The 25,398-nt window shown below is 64.9% G+C and carries 21 protein-coding genes; 12 read left to right on the forward strand and 9 right to left on the reverse strand.

The annotated features are described in order from the left end of the window. Positions 1–72: 72 nt before the first annotated feature. The 4 genes from QA600_RS08065 (at position 73) to QA600_RS08080 (ending at position 4,934) form a co-directional block, all read left to right on the forward strand. Positions 73–927 (forward strand): bacteriorhodopsin, encoded by an 855-nt coding sequence (locus tag QA600_RS08065; protein ID WP_278291431.1) that lies wholly within the window; start codon positions 73–75, stop codon positions 925–927. Positions 928–969: 42 nt separating this feature from the next. Next, entirely contained in the window at positions 970–1,761 is a 792-nt protein-coding gene (locus QA600_RS08070) for a lycopene cyclase domain-containing protein (protein WP_278291432.1), read from the forward strand. After that, positions 1,754–2,821, forward strand: coding sequence for a Brp/Blh family beta-carotene 15,15'-dioxygenase (locus QA600_RS08075; RefSeq protein WP_278291433.1), 1,068 nt, complete (start codon positions 1,754–1,756; stop codon positions 2,819–2,821). The genes QA600_RS08070 and QA600_RS08075 overlap by 8 nt, the downstream gene beginning before the upstream one ends. Before the next feature lie 76 nt (positions 2,822–2,897). Further along, positions 2,898–4,934, forward strand: a complete 2,037-nt coding sequence (locus QA600_RS08080) for a primary-amine oxidase (protein ID WP_278291434.1) — start codon at positions 2,898–2,900, stop codon at positions 4,932–4,934. A 120-nt stretch (positions 4,935–5,054) separates the two neighbouring features. Here QA600_RS08080 and QA600_RS08085 read toward each other — a convergent pair whose 3' ends face one another. The 4 genes from QA600_RS08085 to QA600_RS08100 form a co-directional block, all read right to left on the reverse strand. Further along, a complete protein-coding gene (locus QA600_RS08085) occupies positions 5,055–5,534 on the reverse strand; it encodes a hypothetical protein (protein ID WP_278291435.1) in 480 nt (159 codons plus the stop codon). A 346-nt stretch (positions 5,535–5,880) separates the two neighbouring features. Continuing rightward, positions 5,881–6,897 (reverse strand): PhnD/SsuA/transferrin family substrate-binding protein, encoded by a 1,017-nt coding sequence (locus QA600_RS08090; RefSeq protein WP_278291436.1) that lies wholly within the window; start codon positions 6,895–6,897, stop codon positions 5,881–5,883. A gap of 149 nt (positions 6,898–7,046) precedes the next feature. Next, a complete protein-coding gene (locus QA600_RS08095) occupies positions 7,047–9,056 on the reverse strand; it encodes an AMP-binding protein (protein WP_278291437.1) in 2,010 nt (669 codons plus the stop codon). A 7-nt stretch (positions 9,057–9,063) separates the two neighbouring features. Continuing rightward, positions 9,064–9,921, reverse strand: coding sequence for an SDR family oxidoreductase (locus QA600_RS08100; protein ID WP_278291438.1), 858 nt, complete (start codon positions 9,919–9,921; stop codon positions 9,064–9,066). 143 nt (positions 9,922–10,064) lie between these two features. On the opposite strand from QA600_RS08100, the gene QA600_RS08105 reads away from it, so the two are divergent. The 4 genes from QA600_RS08105 (at position 10,065) to QA600_RS08120 (ending at position 15,743) form a co-directional block, all read left to right on the forward strand. Then, positions 10,065–10,781: a helix-turn-helix domain-containing protein gene (locus QA600_RS08105; protein WP_278291439.1), complete on the forward strand. Its 717-nt coding sequence runs from the start codon at positions 10,065–10,067 to the stop codon at positions 10,779–10,781. An 84-nt stretch (positions 10,782–10,865) separates the two neighbouring features. Continuing rightward, positions 10,866–11,180, forward strand: coding sequence for a hypothetical protein (locus tag QA600_RS08110; RefSeq protein ID WP_278291440.1), 315 nt, complete (start codon positions 10,866–10,868; stop codon positions 11,178–11,180). A gap of 53 nt (positions 11,181–11,233) precedes the next feature. Then, positions 11,234–14,815: a chromosome segregation protein SMC gene (smc, locus tag QA600_RS08115; RefSeq protein WP_278291441.1), complete on the forward strand. Its 3,582-nt coding sequence runs from the start codon at positions 11,234–11,236 to the stop codon at positions 14,813–14,815. Beyond that, the gene (locus QA600_RS08120; protein ID WP_278291442.1) at positions 14,808–15,743 is read left to right on the forward strand and encodes a ScpA family protein; all 936 of its coding nucleotides are present in this window, start codon (positions 14,808–14,810) and stop codon (positions 15,741–15,743) included. The genes smc and QA600_RS08120 overlap by 8 nt, the downstream gene beginning before the upstream one ends. 74 nt (positions 15,744–15,817) lie before the next feature. Here QA600_RS08120 and QA600_RS08125 read toward each other — a convergent pair whose 3' ends face one another. The 3 genes from QA600_RS08125 to QA600_RS08135 form a co-directional block, all read right to left on the reverse strand. Continuing rightward, positions 15,818–16,429 carry a hypothetical protein gene (locus QA600_RS08125; RefSeq protein WP_005553693.1) on the reverse strand — a complete coding sequence of 204 codons (612 nt, stop codon included), beginning with the start codon at positions 16,427–16,429 and terminating at the stop codon, positions 15,818–15,820. A 451-nt stretch (positions 16,430–16,880) separates the two neighbouring features. Then, complete coding sequence (gene mtnP, locus QA600_RS08130) at positions 16,881–17,735, reverse strand: S-methyl-5'-thioadenosine phosphorylase (protein ID WP_278291444.1); 855 nt, start codon at positions 17,733–17,735, stop codon at positions 16,881–16,883. A 49-nt stretch (positions 17,736–17,784) separates the two neighbouring features. Continuing rightward, positions 17,785–18,480 (reverse strand): phosphoribosyltransferase, encoded by a 696-nt coding sequence (locus QA600_RS08135; protein WP_278291445.1) that lies wholly within the window; start codon positions 18,478–18,480, stop codon positions 17,785–17,787. Between the two features lie 129 nt (positions 18,481–18,609). On the opposite strand from QA600_RS08135, the gene QA600_RS08140 reads away from it, so the two are divergent. The 3 genes from QA600_RS08140 to ppsA all read left to right on the forward strand — a co-directional run bounded on the left by QA600_RS08140 (position 18,610) and on the right by ppsA (position 23,398). Continuing rightward, entirely contained in the window at positions 18,610–19,941 is a 1,332-nt protein-coding gene (locus QA600_RS08140) for a S46 family peptidase (RefSeq protein WP_278291446.1), read from the forward strand. Between the two features lie 107 nt (positions 19,942–20,048). Beyond that, positions 20,049–20,948, forward strand: a complete 900-nt coding sequence (locus tag QA600_RS08145; protein WP_278291447.1) for a PhzF family phenazine biosynthesis protein — start codon at positions 20,049–20,051, stop codon at positions 20,946–20,948. A gap of 107 nt (positions 20,949–21,055) precedes the next feature. After that, positions 21,056–23,398, forward strand: coding sequence for a phosphoenolpyruvate synthase (gene ppsA / locus QA600_RS08150; protein WP_278291448.1), 2,343 nt, complete (start codon positions 21,056–21,058; stop codon positions 23,396–23,398). A 39-nt stretch (positions 23,399–23,437) separates the two neighbouring features. Here the strand turns inward: ppsA and QA600_RS08155 are convergent, their stop codons facing one another. Both QA600_RS08155 and QA600_RS08160 read right to left on the reverse strand, forming a co-directional pair. Next, positions 23,438–23,788 (reverse strand): type II toxin-antitoxin system PemK/MazF family toxin, encoded by a 351-nt coding sequence (locus tag QA600_RS08155; RefSeq protein ID WP_278291449.1) that lies wholly within the window; start codon positions 23,786–23,788, stop codon positions 23,438–23,440. Next, complete coding sequence (locus QA600_RS08160; RefSeq protein ID WP_278291450.1) at positions 23,778–24,152, reverse strand: TrmB family transcriptional regulator; 375 nt, start codon at positions 24,150–24,152, stop codon at positions 23,778–23,780. Before QA600_RS08160 ends, QA600_RS08155 begins: the two co-directional genes overlap by 11 nt. A gap of 143 nt (positions 24,153–24,295) precedes the next feature. On the opposite strand from QA600_RS08160, the gene mfnA reads away from it, so the two are divergent. Continuing rightward, complete coding sequence (gene mfnA / locus QA600_RS08165; protein ID WP_278291468.1) at positions 24,296–25,393, forward strand: tyrosine decarboxylase MfnA; 1,098 nt, start codon at positions 24,296–24,298, stop codon at positions 25,391–25,393. Positions 25,394–25,398 lie beyond the last annotated feature (5 nt).

Here is a 25,398-nt window from a genome sequence, read left to right on the forward strand (position 1 = left end):
GCCGGGTCGCCGATCCCTTACCAGTATGGGACCCCGTTCACTTCGGATGGAACCTAACATGACAGCGTAACCATGCAACTGACCGAATCACTGGCAGCGATCACGCGGAACATCACCCTGCAGGCACCGGAGACCCAGGGCGAGATCGTCGAGTTCGTGCTCGACGACACGTTGCTCACGCTCTCGTTCGTCGCAAACATCGCCCTCGCTGGCCTGACGATCCTCTTTATCGTCGCGATGGCCCGGGGTGTGACCGACCCACGGACGAAACTGATCGTCGTCGCAACGATGCTGATCTCGGTCGTCTCGATCTCGAGTTACACCGGGCTCATGTCGGGGCTGACGTTGAGTTTCATCGAGATGCCCACGGGCCACCCGCTTGCAGGCGAGGAGGTGCTTACCATGTGGGGACGCTACCTCACCTGGACGTTCTCCACGCCGTTCATCTTGATCGTGCTCGGGATGATTGCCGGCTCGAATCTGACGAAGATTCTGACCACCGTCTCGATGACGATCGCGATGTGTGTCACCGGCCTGGCCGCCGCGCTGACCACCTCCTCGTACCTCATGCGCTGGTGGTGGTTCGTGCTCAGTTCGGCCTTCTTCCTGGTGATCGTCTACGTCATCATGGTCGACTGGACCCGGGAGGCCGAGCGGACCGGTACCGATGATCTGTTCAACACGTTGAAGATCCTCACCGTCGTCGGCTGGTTCGGCTACCCGATCCTCTGGGCGCTCGGCGTCGAAGGGTTCGCGCTGCTCGAGGTCTGGATGACCTCCTGGGGCTACAGCGTCCTCGACATCATCACGAAGTACATCGTCACCGTGCTGATCGTGATGTACGTCGTCAAGGAACCCGAGACGATCACCGCCGACGCCGACTACGGCACCACGCTGAAGAGTGTCGGGACCCCCGCCGACGACTGACCCGGACGCAACCGACCCGATGCTACCCTACAGTTCCACACGATGACGCCACCGCTCACCTACCTCGAATTCCACCTCGTCTTCACGCTTCCGCCGATCGCGCTGCTCGGCTGGCTCGCCGTCAGACGCGAGCGAGCCTGGTGGAACTGGCAGTCGTTTTCGGGGTTTGCGATCCTGGTCGCGCTGGCGATGGTGTACACGACGCCGTGGACGAACGCGCTGATCCCCGAAGGGGTCTGGTGGTACGGCGAGGACGCCGTTCTCGCCACGATCTGGTACACCCCCGTCGAGGAGTACCTCTTTTTCGTCCTCCAGACGGCGCTCACGGCGTTCTGGCTCTTTCACCTGCTCGACGTCCGCGACGTCTCGCTCGACCTCCCAACCAGTCACCGACTCATCGGCGTGCTCGCCGGTGCGACTCTCTGTCTGGTCGGCTGGCTCCTGCTCGGGACGACGTCGACGTTCTACCTCGGAGCGATCCTGTTCTGGGCCGGCCCGATCCTCGCGATTCAGTGGGGGTTCGGTCTCACCTACCTCGTCCGCGCGAGACGACAGGTGCTGCTCGCGATCGCCGTCCCGACGCTGTACCTGTGGCTCGCCGACTGGGTTGCGATCTCGCTCGGCATCTGGATGATCTCGGAGACGCACACGATCGGCGTCGGCGTCGCCGGTCTGCCGCTCGAGGAGATGTTATTCTTCCTGATGACGAACGTCTTCATCGTGCAAGGGATCGTCCTCTACGTCTGGGTCCTCGACCGCCTGGACGTCGATCCGGCCAGTTCGCCCGTTCGGTCGCTCGTCGAGCGACTCGACGGCCGACCAGCCGATGAGTGAGCTACCGCCATCGAGCGACCTCGGCGCGGATTCGGCGACAAGCACCGCACGGAAGCGTGCCACCCGGATCGCCGTCGTCGGTGGCGTCGTGGCCCTCGCCGTCGGCGCGGCCGCCGCAGTCGTCACCGACTTGATCCCGCTATGGGCACAGCTGCTTCCGTTCGCGGCGAGCGTCCTCGTCTTCGGGCTCCCTCACGGCGCCGTCGACCATCTCGTGCTCCCGCGTGCATACGGCCGCCCGGTCACCCCTCGAGCCCTGGCGTTCGTCGGTGGGCTGTACCTGACCGTCGGCGGTCTGTACGCCGTCGTCTGGTGGTTCGCGCCCGCAGCCGCGTTCGCGGCGTTCATCGGGCTGACGCTCGTCCACTGGGGACAGGGCGATGTCTACACGCTCGTCGCGATCGCGGGTGCGGACCACCTCCGGACGCGGGCGGCCCGCGCGCTGACGGCGTTCGTTCGCGGCGGGATCCCAATGTTCGTCCCGCTGGTCGCGTTTCCCGCCGAGTACGCCTTCGTCGCGCAGGCGCTGGTGGGGCTGTTCGATCCCGCCGCCGTGGCGGCTCTCGAGCCCGCTTTCACGCTCGAGGCGCGCCTCGTCGTCGGTGTCGTCCTCGCGGCGTCGATACTGGGATCGCTCGCGATCGGGTTTCGCGCGGCCGACGACCACGGTCCCTGGCTGCTCGAGGCGGGCGAAACGCTCGGACTGGTTGCGTACTTCGCGGTCGTCCCTCCGATCCTCGCGATCGGACTGTACTTTCCGTTCTGGCACTCGCTTCGTCACATCCTCAGAGCGATGCTGCTCGACGAGCCGGCCCGCAGTCGGCTCGCCCGGGGTCCTCTCGCCGGTGCGTTCGGTCGGTTCGCTCGCGACGCCGCGCCGCTGACAGCCGGTGCACTGGTCCTGTTCGTCGCCCTCGCGCTCCTCGTGCCGACGACACCGGCGACCGTCGCTGATCTGCTGGGACTCTACCTGGTCGGCATCGCAGTGTTAACACTGCCACACGTCGTCGTCGTCGTGTTGCTGGATCGCCGGATCGGACTCTGGGCGCCGGGGCGCTGACCGACCGACGAACTCGAGAACCGACCACAGTAGTGCCGGGTAGCTATAAATCGAAGGCGATCGTATGTGGCTGTCAATGTCTCACACAGACGACAGTGCGGACCATCCACTGGACCCGCTAGCACCGTCCGAGATCGAACGGAGTTGGTCGATCGCGACCGAAGAGCGGAGCCTCTCGGAGGACGCTCGAGCGATCGAGATCACGCTCGCCGAACCACCGAAGGCGGCGCTTCGGGCGTTCGAGGACGGCGACTCGAGACCGGAACGACGGGTATCGATCGTCGCCCGCGACAAGACCAAGCGGGTATCCTACGAGGGGATCGTCTCGCTCGACGACGAGGCGGTCGTCGAGTGGAGCGAGATCGAGCGCGGCCAGCCGCGAATGATCGGCGAGGAGTTCGTCGAGGTCGAAGAGACGGTCACCGCGAACGAGGAGTTCCGCGAGGCGGTGCGTCGGCGCGGCGCCGATCCCGATCTGGCGATCGTCACCGCCTGGTCGGCGGGCTACGACTTCGTCCCCGAGGACGTCGACCGGGAGCGCCGGCTGGCACACGGTATCGCCTGGGTGCAGGGCGACGCCGAGGACGAGGGTGCGGAGGCGTACAATCGGCCGCTATCGGGCATCCACGCCTGGGTCGACCTCGACGACCGCGAGGTAGTGAAGGTCGTCGACACGGGGCCGAAAACGGAAGACGTCGTCGGGAACCTCCGGACGAGCTACTACCGCGAGGACAAACGCGAGCTGCGCGAGGACCTCGAGCCGTACAACGTGATCCAGCCGGAGGGGCCGAGCTGGGAGGTCGACGGCCACACCGTCGAGTGGCAGAACTGGAACGTCCGAGTGGGATTCAACCACCGAGAGGGGCTGGTACTTCACGACGTCAGCTACGAGGACGACGGCGACGAGCGGACGATCCTCCGGCGGGCCTCCTGGCCGGAGGTCGTCGCCGCCTACAACGACCCCGATCCCGACCACGACTGGAAGGCCCCCTTCGACGTCGGCGAGTACGGGCTCGGGCGCCTGGCGAACTCGCTGACCGAGGGGTGTGACTGCCTGGGGTACATGCACTACTGGGACGCCGCGCTCAACGACGCCGACGGCAACGCGCAGGTGATCCCGAACGCGATCTGTCTCCACGAGGAGGACTACGGCCTCCTCTGGAAGCACTACGACTGGCGGGTCGGCGACCACGAGGTGCGGCGCAACCGGCGGCTCGTGATCTCGTTCATCTCGACGATCGGGAACTACGACTTCGGGTTCTACTGGTACTTCTACCAGGACGGAAGCGTCGAGGGCGAGGTCCGACTGACGGGGTGTAACGCGACGGGACTGCTCGGCGAGGACGATCGGGAGACGGGGTACTCCGAGACGATCGGTCCGGGCCACAAGTCGATGCTCCACCAGCACGTGTTCAACTGTCGGCTCGATTTCGAGGTCGACGGCCCGACAAACACCGTCCGGGAGGTAAACCTCAAGGAAGTGCCTTACGGGCCCGACGGGTACGATCCGACGCCACACGCCGACGCCGACCGAAACCACCTGAACCCCCACGGGAACGCCGCCTACGTCGACCGCACGCGGTTCGAACGGGAGTCCGAGGCCAGGCGCCTGACCGATACCCACGCGGGTCGCTACTGGGAAATCGTCAACGAGGACGTCCGGAACGACGCGACGGGCGAACCGGTCGGCTATCGATTGGTCGGCGGGGACGGGACGAACACCGCGTTCCCGATGCAGGCCGGCTCCGGCGTGGTGAAACGGGCCGGCTTCGCGAAGAAACACCTCTGGGTCACGCGGTACGACGACGACGAGCGCTACCCCGCGGGCGAGTACCCCAACCAGAACCCCGGCGGCGAGGGGCTGCCGGCCTGGACCGAGGCGGACCGCTCGATCGCGAACGAGGACCTCGTCGTCTGGTACAACCTCTGTCAGACCCACGTCTCGGTACCGGAGGACTGGCCGATCCTGCCCGCGAAGATGGTCTCGTTCAAGCTCCAGCCCGCCCACTTCTTCGAGGAAAACCCCGCGATCGACGTCCCGCCGGAGCACGCGATCAAGGACGTCGAGCAGTGGAAGACCGACCGCCAGGAGTCGATGGAACTCGACGAGTGATACGGATCGCCGTCTCGAGCGACTGCCGGGCGTCGTTCGGCCCGCCCTCGTCCCCGTAGAACAGCGTTCATGAATCCGATCGGTCGAGACGAGGGGCCCGAAACCGCCACCGGCCGGCCGTCAGTTTTCGTTCGTGAGCGACGGCTTGACGACCGCGAGAAAGAGGAAGTACGCGAGCGCGGCGACGACGATCGAGACGGCGAGGACGGTCACGCCGACGAATCCCTCGAGTGCCGCCTCGGGCCGCTCGAAGAGGTACGCGCCGCCCTCGATGGCGAACACGACCAGCCCGCCGTAGACCGCGGTAAACGCGACCGCCCGGACGAGCGCTTCCCCGTCGTACCCTGGGCTTCGAAAGAGTTCGACCACGAACAGCAACGCGAGCGCCAGCACGTAGAACGGCTCGGGCACGGCCCCGAAACCAACGGCGCTCACGGCGAGGTAGCCGTAGTACGCGAGCGCGAGCAACACCCCGCCGAGCAGGGTCATCGAGAAACCGTACCCGCTGGCGTCGTCGACCGCCGGCGTCGTGAACTCTATCCCGTCGCTCGCGTCGTCGGCCGGGGTCGAATCCGGCCCGGCGGTCTCGTCGTCGGACATAGCTCTACACGTTGACTCGACACCCATCCTTAGAAACATTCGGTATATTATATCTGGAGTCGCGGGCGGCGACGTCCCCGCGGTCACCGACCGTCCCTTAGTGCGCCCGTTCGAGGTCCTCGAGAAGCGGAAGACCGAACGCCGGGAGCCGATCGAACTCGAGGAGTGGGTCGAGCCGGGTCCGCTTGGGAGTACGACCGCGGTCGGCGTTTCGAGGAGGGGAACTCCGAAACGGAATTGTCGAGGGAGGGCACGCGGTCCTGTCGCCCAACGGAACCCGCCGAACGTCGATTTCGACTACGGTACCGCTCGAAACGCCCGCCGTGACCGTCCGTAACGGCCGGCGCTACTCGTCCTCGAAGTCCTCGAACTCGAGATCCAGTTCGTCGAAGAGCTCGACGACCAGCTCGTAGTCGTCCCTGTCGGCCTCCTCGATGCCGGTAAACCAGAGCTCGTAGTCCTCGTCGACGTCCTCCGGGATGAGATCCTCCTCCTCGGCGTCGAGCAGCGCCTCCCTGACGTCGTCGCGAACGGGCTCGTCCCAGTCGCTCCGGGCCGCGATCGGCGCTCGGGGGAGCGGATCCGAGACGGCGACCAGCTGTAGTTCCTCCGCCCCGTCCTCGAGGGCGCTCCCCGCGTCGTCGTACTCCGCAGAGTGTTCGACGAACTCCTCGTGTTCGTCGAACTGCTCCTGGGGGATCTGCGGCGCGGAGGCGAACGCACCCGTCGCCGCGGCCGCGACGGTGTCGTCGTTGATCATCTGTTCGCGGGTCGTATCGTGGTCGTCCGCGGTCTGGATCTCCAGATCGTTCGCGTCGCCCTGCGGGAAATCACCGATGTCTAGCCCGGCCTCGCTCAGCATCATCGACGGCGCGAGCGTGCCGCTGAACGACAGGAGCGCGCCGGTGGCCATCGTCTCACCTTCGAGGTCGTCGATGGTTTCGATGTCGCTGTCCGGTGTGGTGATGATCGTCGAGAAGTACAGCGGCCCGCCGAAGGCCGTCCGCATGCCGAGGACGTCGGCGAACTCCTGGCTCCCCGGGAGCCCAGTCGGTGACGTGTCTGCGATCTCGGCCTGGTTGGTGTTGAGCGCCTCGAAGGTCTCGACGTAGCTGCCGGCGCGGATCAGTTCGATTTCGGCGCCGGTTTCCTCCTCGAGGTACTCCTTCATTGGCGTGTACTCCTCGACGATGTCGGTCTGCTCCTCCGCGGGATTGAGGACGAACCGAACCGGATCGTCGTCCTCCCTGCCGCCGCCGTCGCCCTCTCCGAGACAGCCGGCCAGTCCCGCAAAGGCGGCCCCGCCGGTCGCGGTCAGAAACGTTCGCCGAGTGCTGGTACCAGGGCGTGGTAGCTTCGCCATATCCCGTACCGAGAGTCGATCAGTATAAAATCAACGAGATTCACTCGTGGTCGTTCACGTGTGGGGTACCGACGAGCGGGTCGGAGTAACGGGCGAAATGCACACCCGTCCGGGAAACGGAGATCGAGGGAACTCGAGCCTCCCTGAACCTACCGCGCGTCCTCGAGATCCTCGAGCGCGTCGGGGTTCTCGATGCTACTCATGTCGCCGAGATCCTCGCCGGTGTAGGTCGCTTCGATCGCCCGCCGGATGATCTTGCCCGACTGGGTCTTGGGGAACTCGTCGACGAACAGCACCTCGCGCGGCCGGAACGGTTTGCCGAGCTCCTCGCCGACCTGCGCACGAAGCTCCTCGCGGAGGTCGTCGCTCTCCTCGCGGCCGTCCTCGAGGATGACGTAGGTGACGACCGCAGTGCCCGTGGTGTCGTCGGGGGCGCCGATCGCCGCAGCCTGGTTGACGGCGTCGTGATCGATCAGCGCGCCCTCGACCTCGGCGGGGCCGACCTTGCGGCCCGCGACGTTCAGGGCGTCGTCGGCCCGGCCGTGGAGGAACCAGAAGCCGTCGGCGTCCTTCTGGGCCCAGTCGCCGTGGTTCCACATGTCGTCGAACCGCGACCAGTACTCCTCGAGGTAGCGCTCATCGCCCGACCACAGCGATTTGGTCATCGACGGACACGAGTCGCGGGCGACGAGGTAGCCCCGTTCGTTCTCCTCTCTGACCGACTCGCCAGTGGCGTCGACGATGTCGATATCCATGCCGAGACCGGGGCCACCGAGCGTACACGGTTTGAGGGGTTCGCTCGGCATCGGCATCAGGAAACAGCCACAGATCTCGGTGCCGCCGGAGATATTGACGATCGGCGCCTCGCTGCCGCCGACGTGCTCGTAGAACCACCGCCAGGATTCGGGGTCCCAGGGCTCGCCCGTCGACCCCAGCAGTCGGAGCGAGGAGAGGTCGTGATCCTCGAGCCACTCGTCGCCGTGCTTGCGAAGCGCTCGGATCGCCGTCGGCGAGATGCCGAACTGGGTCAGCTCGTGGCGGTCGATCATCTCCCAGAACCGGTCGGGTTCGGGGTGATCGGGCGCACCCTCGTACATGAAGACGGTGCCGCCGAAGGTGTGGGTGCCGATCAGCGTCCAGGGACCCATCATCCAGCCGATGTCGGAGACCCAGAAGAACCGATCCGAGGGCTTGAGATCCATCCCGAAGTGGACCTCCTTCGAACACTGGACCTGGACGCCCGCGTGGGTGTGGACGATCCCCTTGGGCTTCCCGGTGGTCCCCGACGAGTACAGCAGCATCGACTCCTGATCCGCCGGGAGGGACTTCGTCTCGTACTCGTCGGACTGGCTCTCGACGGCGTCGGCCCACCACTCGTCGCGGTCGTCGGTCCAGGGAACGTCGCCGTCGTCATTGCTACCCAACCGATCGAAGACGATCACGTCCTCGACGTAGCCGGCCTCCTCGATCGCCTCGTCGGCCGACCCCTTCAGACGGACGGGGCTCCCCCGGCGGTAGAAGCCGTCGCCGGTGAACAGCACCGAACACTCCGAGTCGGCGATCCGAGTCGCCGTGGCGTCGACGCCGAAGCCCGAGAAGATCGGCACCGCGATGGCGCCGACCTTGAAACAGCCGTAGAGGATCGCGGCGACCTCGGGGACCATCGGCATGTAGAGCCCGACCGTATCGCCCGTCTCGATCCCTCGCTCCTCGAGGGCGTTCGCGACCTGATTCGACTGGCGACGAAGCTCGTGGTACGTAATCTCGCGAACCTCGCCGTCCTCACCCTCCCAGATAGTGGCGACCTTGTTTCGCCGCTCCTCGTCGCGGGCGGCGTGGCGGTCGGCGACGTTGTGGGCGAGGTTGAGCTCGCCGCCAGGGTACCAGTCGGTGAACTGGGGCCCTTCGCTGTTATCCCTGACCTCGTCGTACTCCTCGTAGAACTCGATCCCGAGGTAGTCGACCAGCTCGTCCCAGAACCAGTCGACGCCGCTCTCGGACTCGCCCTCGAGTTCGGTCGTCGTCCGCTCGATCAGCGCCTCGTAGTTGTCGATCCCGTACTCCCGCATGAACGCGGCGACGTTGGTCGACTCGACGAACTCCTCGCTCGGTTCGTGAACGATCTCGTCGACGTCTTCCAGACTGGTGGTTTCTCCCATTGGACTCTCACTCGTATGTTAGCGTCATGCCCCCATCAAACAACAGGTCGCCACCGTCAAGGTGTCGGCCGAGATCCGAAAAGCCGAGGACGAAGAGGTTGCCGACGTCGATCGGTTCCATCATCTCCTTGACCCGGGATTGGCCGACCATCACGTCCTCGATCACCTCCTGGACGCTGATACCGCGTTGCTCGGCGGTGTCCTCGAGCTGGGCGGTCACGAGCGGGGTCTTCACGTAGCCCGTACTCACTGAAAACGAGCGGATCTTACCGTTGCCCTCGGCGGCGATCGACTGGGTGAGCCCGCGCAGCCCGAACTTCGAGACGTTGTACGCGACCTTGTCGCTGGTGACGTAGTGGGCGTGGACCGACGCCATATTCCCGACACAACCCTGTCCGTTCTGGGTGTCCCGGAAGTGGGGCATACACAGCTTCGAAAGGTACAGCGGCGCCCGGAGCATGATCTCGTGGAGCATATCGTAGGTCTCCATCGGGAACTCCTCGATGGAGTCGATGTGTTGCATCCCGGCGATGTTCGCGAGATACTTGAGATCGCCCAGCTCGGCGGCCTCGGCAACCATCCGCTCGATGTCGTCGTCGACCGTGAGATCGCCCACGATCGGCACGATCTTCCCCTCGAGACCCAGCTCTTCGCCGCGAGCGACGGTCTCTTCGAGGCCGGACTCGTCGATGTCCGTGATCGCGACGGTGAGGCCGTTGCCTGCGGCCGCCAGCGCGGTCGCCTGGCCGATACCGGATCCACCACCCGTGACCAGACAGACGTTTCGGTCGGTAAAGGAATCGTCCGAGATCGTGTGAATATCTTCCCGCGTGATCGTCGGCGGGCTCACTTTGTCCTGAGGCATACCGTGTAGGTGGGTCGCAGGGCGCTAAAGCGACCCTGTTAACATATCAACGGCGGTCGTCGACCCGCCGTCGCGGCCACAGTCGGCGCCGACCGCAAATGCGAACGATTAATATCCGTATTATGGTTATAATGTACCGTGCTATGATCGACCTCGATCTCGACATGCGGCAGTACGACTGCCCGTTCATCGACACGACCGACGACGTCGACGTCGCGTTCTCGGCCGTCCAGTGGCAGCTCGACACGGACGCCGAGAAGCTCGAGACGCGGCTCATTGCGAAGGGAGAGTCGGCGGCGGCGCTCGACCAGGGACTCCACGAGCTTCGGACCCACCCGAACATGCGCGACTGTTACATCCTCACGAAACGGGACAACGTCGCTCAGATCGGGACGACGATCGAACAGACGAACGCGATGCGGGCGATCCAGGAAAACGACGGCTACATCACTGGTCCGTTCCGGATCGAGGACGGCCGCGAGCGATGGCACGTCGGCTTCGACGACGACGACGCCGAGGACCGCACCCTCGCTGAACTCGAGCGACACAACGACTACGAGGTCGAGGGCCGAGACCAGTTCGGTCCGACGACGCTGTTCGATCTGCTCGAAAACTCCGACAGCGCGCTGCGCTTGCTCGAGGGCTGTCGTTCCCTCACCGAGACCGAACAGGAGACGTTCGAGGTCGCCTCAAAGAACGGCTACTACGAGACGCCCCGCGAGACGACGCTCGACGAGCTGGCCGACCACTTCGACATCTCGAAGACCGCCGTCTCGATGAATCTACGACGCAGCGAGCGCAAGATCCTAAAGGCCGCACTGGGTGCGATCGAGGGGATGGACGATCACGACGAGCTGTAGTTTGGTACAGATTCACAGTAAGTTACCAGAACTGTTAGTTGTGTCTGACGTACGTTTATGGTTCCGGACCATTCCCTAGATGGTATGTCGAACAACCGCGTGGAGCAACTCGAGTCGACCGTCGCCGAACTCGAGTCGACCGTCGAGGGACTGACGAGCGAACTTATCGAAGCGAAAGAACGAATTCGCGTCCTCGAGGCCGAACTGGACGCCGACACGCCGACCCGCGTTCCGGAGCGGCGAAGCGAGAGCGAGGAGCCAGTCGACGAGGAGCCACCCGAACAGTCGGAGTCGTCGGACGACGCTACCCCCGAAGCCGAGCCGGAATCGGACGAGGACGGCGAGAGCGACGCCGACGAAACGGAAGACTCAGGTAGCGACGACATTATCGTCGCATAACCGCATCGCAGCCGGGCCGAGACGGCCGAGTTGACGGAGGATTCGAGAAGGGTATGTACATCAAGGCGCTCGTCTTAGACAACTTCAAGAGCTTCGGACGCAAGACCAAGATTCCGTTCTACGAGGACTTCACCGTTGTCACCGGACCGAACGGCTCCGGGAAGTCGAACATCATCGACGGGGTGCTGTTCGCGCTGGGGCTCGCACGAACACGGGGGATCCGCGCCGAGAAGCTGACCGACCTCATCTACAACCCCGGTCACGAGGACGACGCCGCCTCGAGCGGTCCCCGCGAGGCGACCGTCGAGGTGATCCTCGACAACTCGGATCGAACGCTCGAGCGTTCCCAGGTCGTCAACGCCGCCGGCAGCGACGACGTCGGCGACGTCGACGAGATCCGCATCCGTCGCCGGGTCAAGGAGACCGAGGACAACTACTACTCCTACTACTACCTCAACGATCGCTCGGTCAACCTCTCTGATATTCAGGACCTGCTCGCACAGGCCGGCGTCACCCCCGAGGGGTACAACGTCGTCATGCAGGGCGACGTCACCGAAATCATCAACATGACGCCCTACGCCCGCCGGGAGATCATCGACGAGATCGCGGGTGTCGCGGAGTTCGACGCGAAGAAAGAAGACGCCTTCGCGGAGCTCGAGACAGTCCAGGAGCGGATCGACGAGGCCGAACTCCGGATCGAGGAGAAACGAACCCGGCTCACGCAGCTCGAGGACGAACGACGGGAGGCGCTTCGCTACCGACGGCTCCGTCGCGAGAAGGAGGAGTACGAGAGCTACAAGAAGGCCAGCGAGCTCGAGGAAAAACGCGAGGAGCTCGACGGGCTCGAGGCGACCGTCGACGAGCTCGAGGACGAACTCAAGGGACTCCGGCGCACGTTAGACGAGCGCCAGGGAACGGTCGTTCGCCTCCAGGAGGATCTCGAGGATTTGAACGCCGAGATCGAGCGGAAAGGCGAGGACGAACAGCTCCGGATCAAAGGCGAGATCGAGGAGATCAAGGGCGACATCTCCCGGCTCGAGGACAAGATCGAGGCCAGCGAGGAACAGATCGAGGCCGCCGAATCCGACCGACGGGAGGCGTTCGTCGGGATCGACCGCAAGCAGGAACAGGTCGACGAGCTCGACGCCGATATCCGCGAGCACAAACTCGAGAAGGCGTCGGTCAAGACCGAGATCGCCGAGCGCGAGGCCGAACGCGACGAACTCGAGGCCGAGATCGACGCCGTCGACACCGAGTTCGACGAACTCAAGGCGGACCTCGCCGATCGCAAGGAGGACCTCGAGGCGGTCAAAACGGAACGAAACGATCTCCAGCGCGAGCAGGATCGGCTGCTCGACGAGGCCCGCCGACGCTCGAACGCCATCAGCGAGAAAGAGGCGACGATCGAGGAGAAACGCGAGGAGCTTCCCGAACTCGAGGAACGGGAGTCGGACCTCGAACGCGAGCTGCAGAAAGCCGAGACGAACCGCGAGAACATCGCGAGCGTCGTCGACGACCTGAAAGCCGAGAAGCGCCGAACCCAGTCCGAACTCGACGAACTCGACGACGAGATCCAGGCGAAACAACAGGAGTACGCCGAACTCGAGGCCAACGCCGGCGAGAGCGGCGACTCCTCCTTTGGCCGCGCGGTGACGACGATTCTGAACGCGGGGGTCGACGGCGTCCACGGCGCGGTCGCACAGCTGGGGTCGGTGCCGGGCGAGTACGCCGTCGCCTGCGAGACCGCCGCGGGCGGCCGACTCGCGAACGTGGTCGTCGACGACGACGGCGTCGGTCAGCGGTGTATCGAACACCTCAAATCGCGCAACGCCGGGCGCGCGACCTTCCTCCCGATGACCGACATGCACGAGCGACGACTCCCGTCGGCGCCGACCGATCCCGGTATCGTCGGCTTCGCGTACGATCTGGTCGAGTTCGACGAGCAGTACGCGGGGATCTTCTCGTACGTGCTCGGCGATACGCTGGTCGTCGAGGACCTCGAGACGGCCCGCTCGTACACGGGCGACTACCGGATGGTCACCCTCGACGGCGACCTCGTCGAGAAAAGCGGCGCGATGACCGGGGGCTCCCGGAAGGGCTCTCGGTACTCCTTCACCGGCGGCGGCGAGGGCCAGCTCGAGCGCGTCGCGAAACGGATCACCGACCTGCAAGAAGAGCGCGAGGAGCTGCGTGAGGAGCTGCGGAGCGTCGAGGATCGCCTCGACGACGCTCGCGACCGGAAGACCGACTCGGCCGACGAGGTCCGCTCGATCGAGAGCGAACTCGAGCGCATCGAAAGCGACCGCGAGACGGTTCGGGACGAGATCGACGACCTCGAGAGCGAACTCGAGGAGCTTCGCGGGGAGCGCGAGTCGGTCGACGAGCGGATGACCGAAATCTCCGACGAGATCGACGCGAAGACCGAGCGGATCGAGGCGATCGAGGCCGACATCGACGAGCTCGAGACCGAACTCGCCGACTCGAAGATCCCCGAACTCACCGCGGAGATCGAGGAGCTCGAGGCCGAGATCGACGAGCGCGAAGAGCGCATCGACGACCTCGACGGCAAACTCAACGAGCTTCGCCTGGAGAAGGAGTACACCGAGGACGCGATCGAGGAGCTCCACGACGACATCGAGGAGGCCCAGAATCGGAAGGCCGACCACGAGGAGCGGATCGACGACCACGAGGCGACGATCGAGGAGAAACGCGAGGAGCTCGAAGGGAAACACGAGGCCGTCGCGACACTCGAGGACGAGCTGACCGAGCTCAAGGCCGACCGCAGCGAGCTCAAGGAGGAGCTCGCCGACGCCCGAACGAAACGCGACCAGCAACAGGACCGGGTCAACGCCGTCGAGAGCAAGCTCGAGGACAAGCGGGGTCGGCTCGAGGACCTCGAGTGGGAGATCGAGAGCCTCGAGGCCGAGGTCGGCGACTACGATCCCGAGGACGTGCCCGACCACGAGACGGTTCTCGAGACGATCGAGCTCCTGGGAGCCGACATGGAGGCGATGGAACCGGTCAACATGCTCGCGATCGACGAGTACGACGAGGTCCGGGAGGATCTCGCGGAGCTCGAGGAGGGGAAGGCGACGCTGGTCGAGGAGGCAGACGGCATCCGGGACCGGATCGAGCAGTACGAGACCCAGAAGAAGCGGACGTTCATGGACGCCTACGAGGCGATCGCCGGTCACTTCACCGAGATCTTCGAGCAGCTCTCGGAGGGGACCGGATCGCTGCACCTGGAGAACGAGGACGACCCCTTCGAGGGCGGGTTGACGATGAAGGCCCAGCCGGGCGACAAGCCGATCCAGCGCCTGGACGCGATGTCGGGCGGCGAGAAGTCCCTGACCGCGCTTGCGTTCATTTTCGCGATCCAGCGGCACAACCCGGCGCCGTTCTACGCGCTCGACGAGATCGACGCCTTCCTCGACGCGGTCAACGCCGACCGGGTGGGCGAGATGGTCGACGAGCTCTCCGGGGACGCCCAGTTCGCGGTCGTCTCCCACCGCTCGGCAATGCTCGACCGTGCCGAGCGCGCGATCGGGGTGACGATGCAGCGGGACAACGTGAGCGCGGTGACCGGTATCGATCTGGGCGACGGGGAGGCGACGGAGGTTCCGGCCGATGACTAGCGACTCCGACGACGAGATTCCGCTGAATATCGCCGGACACGACGAGCGAGCCCGAGCGAGCGACGAGGATGCCGTGTTCGAGTTCGACGACGGGGAGGTCGGGCCGGTCGACGACGATGGTGACGACGACGAGAAGGTCGAGCCCGTCGAACTGCTCGTCCAGCTCGCCGAGAACGGGGAGATCGATCCCTGGGACATCGACATCGTTGAGGTAACTGATCGGTTCCTCGAGGCGCTGGACGACGCGGACCTGCGGACCTCGGGTCGGGCGCTGTTCTACGCCAGCGTCCTGTTGCGGATGAAAAGCGACGAGCTGTTCGGTCCGGACGAGCCCGAGGAGGAGGAGCTGCCGCCGTGGGAGGCCCCCTTTGCCGACGAGACGCCGATTCAGGAGGGCGACGACGCGCCCGCGTTCGACCCCGTCGAGGGACTCGAGGCGGAGATGGAACGCCGTCTCGATCGAAAACAAGCCCGCGGAAAGCCCGAGACGCTCGACGAGCTGGTTCGTGACCTCCGGGACGCCGAGCGGGACACCTGGTGGAAGGAGTCCCGGAGCTACGACACGAGCGACTCGCCTCGGGGATACGACCGCGGCGTCCAGGAGCTGAGCTACCACGCGGAGGACCAGTTTCGGGTCGACGACGAGCCGACCAGCGACGACGTCACGCACACGACCCACGAGGAGGACATCGAGCGAGTGATCGACGACGTCGCGACCGAACTCGAGAGCCGGTACGAGCGGGGCCGCGAGGAGGTCCTGTACGCCGAGATCGACGAGGTCGGCGGCTCGCGCGTGATGACGTATCTCGCCGTGCTCTTTCTGTCACACCGAGGGACGATCACGCTCGAGCAGGACGAGCTGTTCGGTGATCTCTGGCTCCGGCGGGCCGACGCCGACACCGATCGGGCCGAGCCGGTAGCGAACTAACGGTCGTTGCAAAACTGGGAGCGGGTTCGGTCGGGCAAACCCGCACGCGAACCACTACAGACGAGGGAGAGACGTTACTGGGCGGTGAGACTGTTCGCCGATTCCACGAACTGTGAGAGGTTCGTGACGAGCGTGATCAGCGCGAACAGCGCCGTGATGATCGCCGCGAGGGCGACACCGGGGATCGAGAGGAGGCCGACCGCGGAGGCGAACAACAGGCTCGCGCTCGCGGCGACCGCGGTGACGTAGTACTCCCGGACCGCGCGATTGCTCGAGAGCTGGGAGTCGAGCTCCGCGGTTCCCTTCTCGGTCGCTTCGATGTAGGGCGCGAAGATCTCGAGGTTGTCGGTCGGTTTGACGATCCCGCGGGGCTGGTTGTACTCGACGACGCCTTCCTCGTCGAGTTTTGGCAGGTGTGACTGGTACAGCGGGATATACACACGCTGGCGCTCGGTCGAGGACAGCTCGGCGACGGTCGTGTCGTTCTCGCGAGCGGCGACGTACTCGGCGACGTCGCGCATCTTGACGGGACCCTCCTCCTCGAGGAGGTAGCGGATGGTGTCCCGCCGGCGATTGGTCTGGAGCAGGTGGAAGATGTCGTCACTGGAGAGGGTCGGCGTCTCGTCGGACGCCGTCTCTTCCTCGTCGTCCGATGAGTGGGCTGAGTGGTCAGTTTCGAGGGTCATGCTCTTCACTCGAACAGTGGTATCCGTACATACATAAAACTTTCCGTGACAATCTCAAATTTTGAAGATATACGTAACTATAGGATACTAATGAAGAATTAAACACTGAGAAAGTGCACAACTGTTGCACTTCGGGATCGGCAGTGTTTCGCCGATCGCCTCCTCGAACATATCGACGGGTTCGGTTCGTCTCGTACTTACGGAGAGGGGTGAGAGTGGCATAGGGGTTGCTCCAACGATATTTGGTATGGTACTCGCTGACAGGATTCGGATAGTATGACCATAACGCCCAGGCCTACCCTGCTGCCGGGACTCCTGTCGAACGCGGGAGTCACTATCCAGTCGATACGTCTCCGCTACGCGGTCGATAACGGACCGATTGTCGAACGGAAACGGTTCCAAGAAACGAACGAACCGCGGTAGTCGACGTGTTAGCGCCGATGGACCTCCGCTATCGGAGGTACTCGCCGGCCAGCAGATCGATCCGTTCGCGGGTCTCCTCGGGGATCGCGTCGGTCGGCGTGTTGATCGTTCCCTCCAGGGCGTTCCAGGCCTCGCTCTCGAAGTCCTCGGGCATCGTCCGAATCGCGTGCTCGATGACAGCGTTGATCGACTCCTGGTTCGCCTCGGCGTTCGCGAGCACCTCCTCGAGGCTGACCTCGCTGTCGTCCTTCCAGACGTCGTAGTCGGTGACGCCCGCGACGGTCGCGTAGCTTAGTTCGGCCTCGCGGGCCAGTTTCGCCTCCGGGATCGTCGTCATCCCGACGATATCCCACCCCTGTTCGCGGTAGAACTCGCTCTCGGCTTTCGTCGAGTACTGTGGTCCCTCGATACAGACGTAGGTGCCGTCCTCTGAGACGTCGGCGTCGGTCGCGTCGCGGGCGGACTCCGCGAGGTGTGCGGTCATCTCCGGACAGTACGGCTCGGCGAAGCTCATGTGGACGACCATGCCGTCGCCGAAGAACGTCGGCGTTCGGTGTTTCGTCCGGTCGTAGATCTGATCCGGAACGACCAGCGTTCGGGGCGGCAGGTCCTCGCGGAGGCTGCCGACGGCGTTCGTCGAGATCACGCGATCGACGCCGACCGACTTCAGCGCGTAGATGTTCGCCCGGTAGCTCGCCTGCGTCGGCGTGTGCTGGTGGTCGCCGCCGTGGCGCGGGAGGAAGGCGACCTCCCGACCGCCGAGTTCGCCGAGGGTCACGTCCTCGCTCGGTTCGCCGTAGGGCGTCGAGACGGACTCCGTCGAAACGTTCTCGAGTGGCAGTGCCTCGTAGATACCGCTGCCGCCGATGACACCAATGGTCATACGGTCACCTCGCGCGGGCGAGGACGTAAACGGTGTGGGTTCGGACCGACTACTCGAGCAGCCGCCACTCGCCGTGGTCGGCCATCTCGACGACCTCTCGTCGATCCATCTCCCGGAGAACTTCCTGAAGACGGTCGGGCTGGGCGATCTCCATCTCCATGCGCTCGATCCCGTGGTACTCCGAGAGGAAGTGGCGGATCTCCTCGCTGGTGAACTGCTCCCGGTCGGCCCGCTCCATCGCCCCCGAGATCAGATCGATCATGTCCTCGATGAAGTTCCAGGGGTAGACGACCCAGGTCCACTCCTCGAGGCACTCGCCGATGTAGTCGGGTTCGTACTCGCTGGTCTGAAGCAACTGGAGCGTCGCCGTTCGGACCTCGCCGGCGTTGCGCTCATCGACGTACTCGTGGGCGCGCTCGATCGAGCCGCCCGTGTCGGCGATGTCGTCGATGATGAGGACGTCCTTCCCCTCGACGCTGCCCTCCGGCATCGGGTAGCGAACGGTCGGCTCGCCGCTTTTCTCGGCCGTGCCGACGTAGTGTTCCATCTTCAGGCTCGTCAGGTCGTCCATCCCAAGGAAGTCACAGATGCAGCGCCCCGCGAACCAGCCGCCGCGGGCGAGTGCGACGATGACGTCGGGTTCGAAGTCGTCCCGGCGAACCTCGTCGCTGACGTCTCGACAGAGGCTGTAAATGTAGTCCCAGTTCGTTATGGTACAGTCGAAATCGTCCGGTAAGTCGGACATCTGGTAGCCACCTACCCGAAGGAATTCGTCCCGTCCCCATAAGTGGGACTAAACGGACGGCTTCTCGGTGTACGATAGACAGCCACACAGCTAAGATGGTTCGGTACAAATTAGTCATGGGTTCAAATTATGCCTAAAACACAGGATTTCGAGTACCTGCTCGAGTGCAAGAACGTGATCGGCGTCGATTACGACGAAAGCGAAAACGAGGTTCGGGTATTCGTCTCACAGAAGGAGCCACCCGGTACCCTCGAGGATAAAGACGACGTCGAGAAACGGATCCGCGAGGTCGGTGACGAGGATATCACCGTCGACGTCGTCGACGCCGGTTACGGCGAGGAACGACAGGGGTTCGACCCGTTGGCAACTCTCGAGGTGGTTCCCGAGGCCGCGGAGGGGCGAAGCGACCGCAAGCGCCCGGTGCCTGCCGGAGCGAGCGAGGCCAACGACGACCTGTCTGCGGGTACCGGAGGGCCCTACCCCGCGCGGGTTACGGGCGACGGCGAGGGCGCGGTCTGGGACGAGGCGGTCGAACCGGGTGAGCTGGTTCGGCTTTCGAACAACCACGTCTACGCGCGCTCGAACGAGGCCGAACTCGGCGAGTCGATCCTTCAGCCCTCGCCCCACGACGGCGGCGGACCCGACGACGAGGTCGGCCAGCTCGTGGGGTACGTTCCGGTCGAGGACGGCGTCGAGGTCGACGTCGCCGCGAGATCCGTCGACCCGGAGCGGGAGTCCGACCGGTATCACGAACTCGACGAGGCGTGGCCGACGAAGATCCGCCGGGACGAGTACGGTGACCTCCGCGACGAGACGCTGACCAAGACGGGACGGACGACGGGAGTAACCAGCGCCACCGTGGAGGCCACGAGCGCGACCGTCGAGGTCGAGTTCGGCGCCGAGCAGGGGTCGGTGACGCTGCGCGACCAGCTGATCACGGACTACATGTCCGAGGGCGGGGACAGCGGCTCGCCGGTCTTTCTCGAGAACGGCGAGCTCGTCGGTCTCCTGTTTGCGGGCTCGTTCCAGCAGACGATCTGCAACCGGATCGAGAACGTCGAACGGCAGCTCGGGGTGGAGATCCTCCTCGAGGAACCGGACGACGGTAACGGGGACGGAGACGACGACGAAGACGACGAAGACGACGAGGACGCCGATCGGGACGTTCCGGTGTACACGACGTCGTTCGAGACCGATCTCGAGATCGACCTTCGAGACGCGACGCTCGCACTCGAGTCGGTGACGTTCGACGAACAGCCGGAGCCAGGTGCAACGGTCGGCGGGACGGTCGTCGTGACGGCGACCGAGGCGGGTGAGTACTGGCTCGAGGTCGGTGACGAACGGAAAACGTTCGAGAGCGGTGGGGACGACGCGGAACACGAGATCGATGTGACGGTCCCCCTTCCGGACGACGCGGATTCGACGGTCACCGTGCCGATCCGCGGCGGCACGATCGGGTAAGAACCTACTCGACGGCTTCGGACCGCTATCTCCGAGTTCGTCGATCCGAGCGACGGACCGTGAGAGGGCGACGATGGATTGATGCGCCACGCGTTCGACCCCGACGTATGGAGACGATTCGGGTCCTGCAGGTCGACGCGTTCACCGACGAGGCGCTGACGGGCAATCCGGCCGGCGTCGTCCCCGAGGCCGACGGACTCACCGACGAGCAGATGCAGGCGATCGCCCGCGAACTGTCCCTGAGCGAGACTGCGTTCCTCCGCTCGAGCGACGACGCCGACCGCCGAATTCGGTACTTTACCCCCACACAGGAGGTCGATCTCTGCGGCCACGCGACGATCGGGAGCTACGCCCACCTCCACGACGAGGGCCTCGAGCCGGGAACGACGACCCTCGAGACGAACGTCGGCGTCCTCGAGATCGAACTCGAGGCCGACGGGACGGTCTGGATGACCCAGAGCGAACCGACGATCCGGGAGATCGACGTCGGCTACGACCGCGTCGCCGACGCGCTGGGCGTCGAGATGGCCGCCCTCGAGGGTGCCAGTGACGACATCCCGCTCGCGGTCGCCTCGACGGGGCTTCCGTTTCTGATCGTCCCGATAACCTATCTCTCCGATCTCGGCGCGGCCGATCCCGATATGGCCACTATCGAGGCGCTCACGGAGGAACTCGAGGCGACCGGGATCTACCTCTTCTCGTTCGACGCGCTCGATCGCGAGTCGACGCTGCACGGACGGATGTTCGCCCCCGGCGCCGGTGTTCCAGAGGATCCGGTCACCGGAACCGCGAGCGGTGCCGTCGGCGCGTACCTCGATCGGTTCGGCGCGTTCGACGACGACCTCCCCGACGAGCTCCGCCTCGAACAAGGCTACTACGTCAACCGTCCCGGAACGGTCTTCGTTCGGGTCGGCGACCGCGTCAGGGTCGGCGGCCGCGGCGTGACGGCACTCGACGGGAGCCTCGTCGTTCCCGACGACGACAGCGATGAAATAATCGAAGGCTGACAGTTCAAAATTGCCGCGGCTTCGACAAACTCATTCGGTCACGAGTTCTGAATCATGTGTGCCGTTCGCAACCTTCTTTAGCCGGTCGGGTGACCTTCCAGCTACAGATGGCTGTACTCTGGTTGGACGAGATCAGCGCCGGTGACCTCGAGAGAGTCGGCGGCAAGGGAGCTTCTCTGGGCGAGCTCACAGGCGCTGGACTTCCCGTCCCACCTGGTTTCGTCGTGACTGCGGACACCTACCGATCGTTCATCGAGAACGCGAACATCGACGAGGAACTGTTCGAGGTCGTCGACGTCGACGTCGACGATTCGAGTGCGCTCGCAGCGGCGGCCGAGCGCGCCCAAGAACTTATCCTCGAGACGCCGTTCCCCGAGGACGTCCGCGAGGAGATCCTCGAGGCCTACCGACAGGTCGGCGATTCCGGCGAGGAGGCGTTCGTCGCCGTCCGATCCTCCGCGACCGCCGAGGACCTTCCGGATGCCTCCTTCGCCGGCCAGCAGGAGACATATCTCAACATCACCGAGGACGACCTGCTCGACCGCGTTCGGAGCTGCTGGGCCTCTCTTTTCACCCAGCGGGCGATCTACTACCGACAGGAGAAGGGGTTCGACCACTCCGCGGTGAACATCGCCGTCGTCGTCCAGCAGATGGTCGAGGCCGAGAAATCCGGCGTCATGTTCACGAGCCACCCCTCGACCGGCGATCCGACGATGATCATCGAGGCCGCCTGGGGACTGGGCGAGGCCGTCGTCTCGGGGGCCGTTTCCCCGGACAACTACATCGTCCCGCGGGACGGCGGCGACACCGACGTCACCATCGCCGAAAAGAAGGTGATGCACGCCAAAGACGAGGAAACTGGTGAAACCGTCGAGCGCGAGGTCCCGGCGGACAAACGCACCGCCCGCGTCCTCTCGGACGACGAGATCGACCGGCTCGTCGAACTCGGCGAGCGCGTCGAGGATCACTACGACACCCCCCAGGACGTCGAGTGGGCGATCCTCGATGGCGAGGTCTTCATGCTCCAGTCGCGCCCGATCACGACGATCGACGAGAGTGACACAGACGCGACGAGCGCCGCCGATACCGGCGACATCACGGCGGGACTCACCGACGGCAGCGGGACGCAGGCTCGGGCCGCCGACAGCGCCGAGAGCGCGACCGGAGCCGGGACCGGCGACGTGGTGGTCGACGGGCTGGGCTCGAGTCCGGGTCGGGTCAGCGGCGCTGCCCGGATCGTCACCAAGCTCGACGAGCTCGACAAGGTCGGCGAGGGCGACATCATCGTCACCGAGATGACGATGCCCGATATGGTGCCCGCGATGAAACGCGCCGCCGGCATCATCACCGACGAGGGCGGAATGACCAGCCACGCAGCCATCGTCTCCCGCGAGCTCGGCGTGCCCGCCATCGTCGGTACGACCAACGCCACCAGCGCCCTCGAGGACGGCCAGGTCGTCACGCTCGACGGCGACAAGGGCTCGGTGCTCGAGGGTGACGTCGTCTCGCCCGAGGAGGAGGCCGAACCCGTCGAGGAGGTACGCCCGCAGTCACCGGTCAAACCGATGACCGCGACCGAGGTCAAAGTCAACGTCTCCATCCCCGAGGCCGCAGAGCGCGCCGCCGCGACCGGCGCCGACGGCGTCGGCCTGCTTCGTACGGAGCACATGATCCTCTCGCTGAACCAGACGCCAGCGAAGTTCATCGAAGAGAACGGCGAGGACGCCTACATCAAGGAGCTCGTCCAGGGCGTTCGCGGCGTCGCCGACGAGTTCTACCCCCGACCCGTCCGAGTCCGGACCCTGGATGCGCCGACCGACGAGTTCCGCCAGCTCGAGGGCGGCGAGGACGAACCCCACGAGCACAACCCGATGCTCGGCTACCGAGGCATCCGCCGCTCGCTCGACCGACCCGAGGTCTTCGCCCACGAGCTCGAGGCATTTCGCCGGCTCTACGAGATGGGCTACGACAACGTCGAGATCATGTTCCCGCTGGTCAACGACGCCGAGGACGTCTACCGGACCAAACAGCTGATGACGGAGGCCGGGATCGACCCCGAGAAGCGCACCTGGGGCGTAATGATCGAGACCCCCGCCTCGGCGCTGGCCGTCGAGGGAATGGCCGAAGCGGGGATCGACTTCGCCTCCTTCGGGACCAACGACCTCACCCAGTACACGCTCGCGGTCGATCGGAACAACGAACACGTCGCCGATCGCTTCGACGAGCTTCACCCCTCCGTGCTCCGGTTGATCGGCGACGTCATCGAGACCTGCCGCGAACACGACGTCGACACGAGTATCTGCGGCCAGGCCGGCTCGAAACCCGAGATGGTCCAGTTCCTCGTCAACGAGGGGATTCACTCGATCTCGGCGAACATCGACGCCGTCCGCGATGTCCAACACGAGGTCAAGCGCGTCGAGCAGAAGCTGCTGCTCGACTCGGTGCGCTGATCGAGGACAGTCGTTCGGTTCGCGCTTTCGTGGCAGCTATCAGTCGATCGTTTCGGATCGAAGGTAGTCGGTAAGTTCAGCAACCGTCCGATCGACGAGGCTGCTCTCGATTCGTCCCTGCCGAAATTCGATATCACCGCGTTCGATCGTTTCGACGCTCCACGGCACGATACTACTCGACTCCGGTGTGCCACCTTCTATCCACTCGTCTTCGGCGATGTGAACGAAGCCGTCGTGCCACGTTCGAGTTGTCAGCGCGAGTACGACGTACTGTTCTCCGTGAAATGGGTGGTGCTCGTTGCTGATTATCAGCCACGGGCGAGCGTAGTCGCTTCCCTTGAACGGATCCGCTCCGTAGCAGACGTCACAGCGCTCGAGATCACTCGTCACTATCCGACTCGTCGTTCGGCGTCTCCGCGTCGGCTGCATGCGCTCGCCACGCATCCTTGTCCTCGGATCCGTATCGTTCGTTCAGCCGTTCGGTCGCCCGTCGGTATCGGTCGAACGACCGAATCCGTTCTCGGTCGCCGATCGCCCAGTATTCACCCTTATGACGGACGAGATCGCGGTCCTTGAGCCGACCGAGGACGGTGCTAATCGAGTTCCGGTTGATTTCCGTCCGGTCGGCTATCTCCGTCGCTTTGAACGCGTGATCGTCGTTCGCGATTAGAAATTGCAGGACCTTCTCCGGGTTACTTAGCTCCTGGAGTTCGTCTTCGGGTGTGTTCTCGAACGTTTCCATGTCGATCGCCATACGTGCTCTTACCGTCGATCACCCGTAAGTGTTCCTAGCGTAGCTTTGTATGGATGTAACAATGTATCTACCATCGATCGAGCAGGCCGCCACTCTCGAGGACCCAGTTCGGGAAGAACGCAACTACTAAGCGGCTGACCCGACTGCTGAGTGATATGCAAGCGGAGCCGCAGGCGTTCGACCGGGTGCTGTCCTCGATGTGTACGACACCCCACCCGGACGCGCGCGATGTGGCCGAACGGTTTCTCGCGACGAACCCCGGCGATCCCGCCACCTACCAGCGGGTCGCGGCCCTCGAGGACGACGCCGTCGCGATGCTTGGGGAGCTTGCCGGCCTCGAGGATCCCGCCGGCTACGTCGCAAGCGGCGGAACGGAGGCGAACATCCAGGCCGTCCGGATCGCTCGCGAGCGAGCCGACTCGCCGAGGCCGAACGTCGTCGTGCCCGAGTCGGGCCACTTCAGCTTCCAGAAGGCCGCCGACGTGCTCGAGGTCGAGCTGCGGCTCGTGCCGACAGACGACGATCACCGCGTAGATCTCGAGGCGGTTCGGGCCAGCGTCGATGCCGACACCGCCCTGATCGTCGGCGTCGCCGGCACCACGGAGTACGGCCGGGTCGATCCGATCCCCGAACTCGGTCGAATCGCCGACTCGGTCGGTGCCCTGTTGCACGTCGACGCCGCCTGGGGCGGGTTCGTTCTTCCCTTCACGGATCACGAGTGGCACTTCGGCCACGCGACCGTCGACACGATGGCGATCGATCCCCACAAGATGGGCCAGGCCGCGATTCCGGCGGGCGGATTGCTCGCCCGTTCCGACAAGCTGCTCGACGAACTGGCCGTCGACACGCCCTACCTCGAGTCGACCGCCCAGGCCACACTAACTGGAACTCGGTCGGGTGCGGGCGTTGCCAGTGCCGTGGCGGCGATGGAGGCGCTGTGGCCCGAGGGCTACCGCGAACAGTACGTTCGCTCCCAGCACAACGCCGAGTGGCTGGCCGACGCCCTCGAAAAACGCGGGTACGAGGTCGTCGATCCTTCTCTGCCGCTGGTGGCGGCGACGGTCCCTCGAGCGACGTTCGACGCGCTCCGGGCGAAGGGGTGGCGAATCTCCAGGACCGCAACGGGCGAGCTTCGAGTCGTCTGTATGCCCCACGTCACCCGCGAGATGCTCGCCTCCTTCGTCGGGGAGCTGGATCGACTCGAGGTGCGTGCGAGCGTGCCCGTCGCGAGCGACGACTGAGAAAG

Source organism: Natronococcus sp. A-GB1, from assembly GCF_029688845.1.
GTDB lineage: Archaea > Halobacteriota > Halobacteria > Halobacteriales > Natrialbaceae > Natronococcus.

Excerpts from the sequence above, each read along its gene's own strand:
- QA600_RS08090 (WP_278291436.1), bottom strand. The coding sequence starts at position 6,897 with ATGGCGAAGCTACCACGCCCTGGTACCAGCACTCGGCGAACGTTTCTG.
- QA600_RS08100 (WP_278291438.1), bottom strand. The coding sequence starts at position 9,921 with ATGCCTCAGGACAAAGTGAGCCCGCCGACGATCACGCGGGAAGATATT.
- ppsA (WP_278291448.1), top strand. The coding sequence starts at position 21,056 with ATGGCTGTACTCTGGTTGGACGAGATCAGCGCCGGTGACCTCGAGAGA.
- QA600_RS08135 (WP_278291445.1), bottom strand. The coding sequence starts at position 18,480 with ATGTCCGACTTACCGGACGATTTCGACTGTACCATAACGAACTGGGAC.
- QA600_RS08075 (WP_278291433.1), top strand. The coding sequence starts at position 1,754 with ATGAGTGAGCTACCGCCATCGAGCGACCTCGGCGCGGATTCGGCGACA.
- QA600_RS08080 (WP_278291434.1), top strand. The coding sequence starts at position 2,898 with ATGTCTCACACAGACGACAGTGCGGACCATCCACTGGACCCGCTAGCA.
- QA600_RS08145 (WP_278291447.1), top strand. The coding sequence starts at position 20,049 with ATGGAGACGATTCGGGTCCTGCAGGTCGACGCGTTCACCGACGAGGCG.
- smc (WP_278291441.1), top strand. The coding sequence starts at position 11,234 with ATGTACATCAAGGCGCTCGTCTTAGACAACTTCAAGAGCTTCGGACGC.
- QA600_RS08105 (WP_278291439.1), top strand. The coding sequence starts at position 10,065 with ATGATCGACCTCGATCTCGACATGCGGCAGTACGACTGCCCGTTCATC.
- mtnP (WP_278291444.1), bottom strand. The coding sequence starts at position 17,735 with ATGACCATTGGTGTCATCGGCGGCAGCGGTATCTACGAGGCACTGCCA.
- QA600_RS08125 (WP_005553693.1), bottom strand. The coding sequence starts at position 16,429 with ATGACCCTCGAAACTGACCACTCAGCCCACTCATCGGACGACGAGGAA.
- QA600_RS08110 (WP_278291440.1), top strand. The coding sequence starts at position 10,866 with ATGTCGAACAACCGCGTGGAGCAACTCGAGTCGACCGTCGCCGAACTC.
- QA600_RS08140 (WP_278291446.1), top strand. The coding sequence starts at position 18,610 with ATGCCTAAAACACAGGATTTCGAGTACCTGCTCGAGTGCAAGAACGTG.
- QA600_RS08065 (WP_278291431.1), top strand. The coding sequence starts at position 73 with ATGCAACTGACCGAATCACTGGCAGCGATCACGCGGAACATCACCCTG.
- QA600_RS08070 (WP_278291432.1), top strand. The coding sequence starts at position 970 with ATGACGCCACCGCTCACCTACCTCGAATTCCACCTCGTCTTCACGCTT.
- QA600_RS08095 (WP_278291437.1), bottom strand. The coding sequence starts at position 9,056 with ATGGGAGAAACCACCAGTCTGGAAGACGTCGACGAGATCGTTCACGAA.
- QA600_RS08085 (WP_278291435.1), bottom strand. The coding sequence starts at position 5,534 with ATGTCCGACGACGAGACCGCCGGGCCGGATTCGACCCCGGCCGACGAC.
- QA600_RS08120 (WP_278291442.1), top strand. The coding sequence starts at position 14,808 with ATGACTAGCGACTCCGACGACGAGATTCCGCTGAATATCGCCGGACAC.
- QA600_RS08160 (WP_278291450.1), bottom strand. The coding sequence starts at position 24,152 with ATGGCGATCGACATGGAAACGTTCGAGAACACACCCGAAGACGAACTC.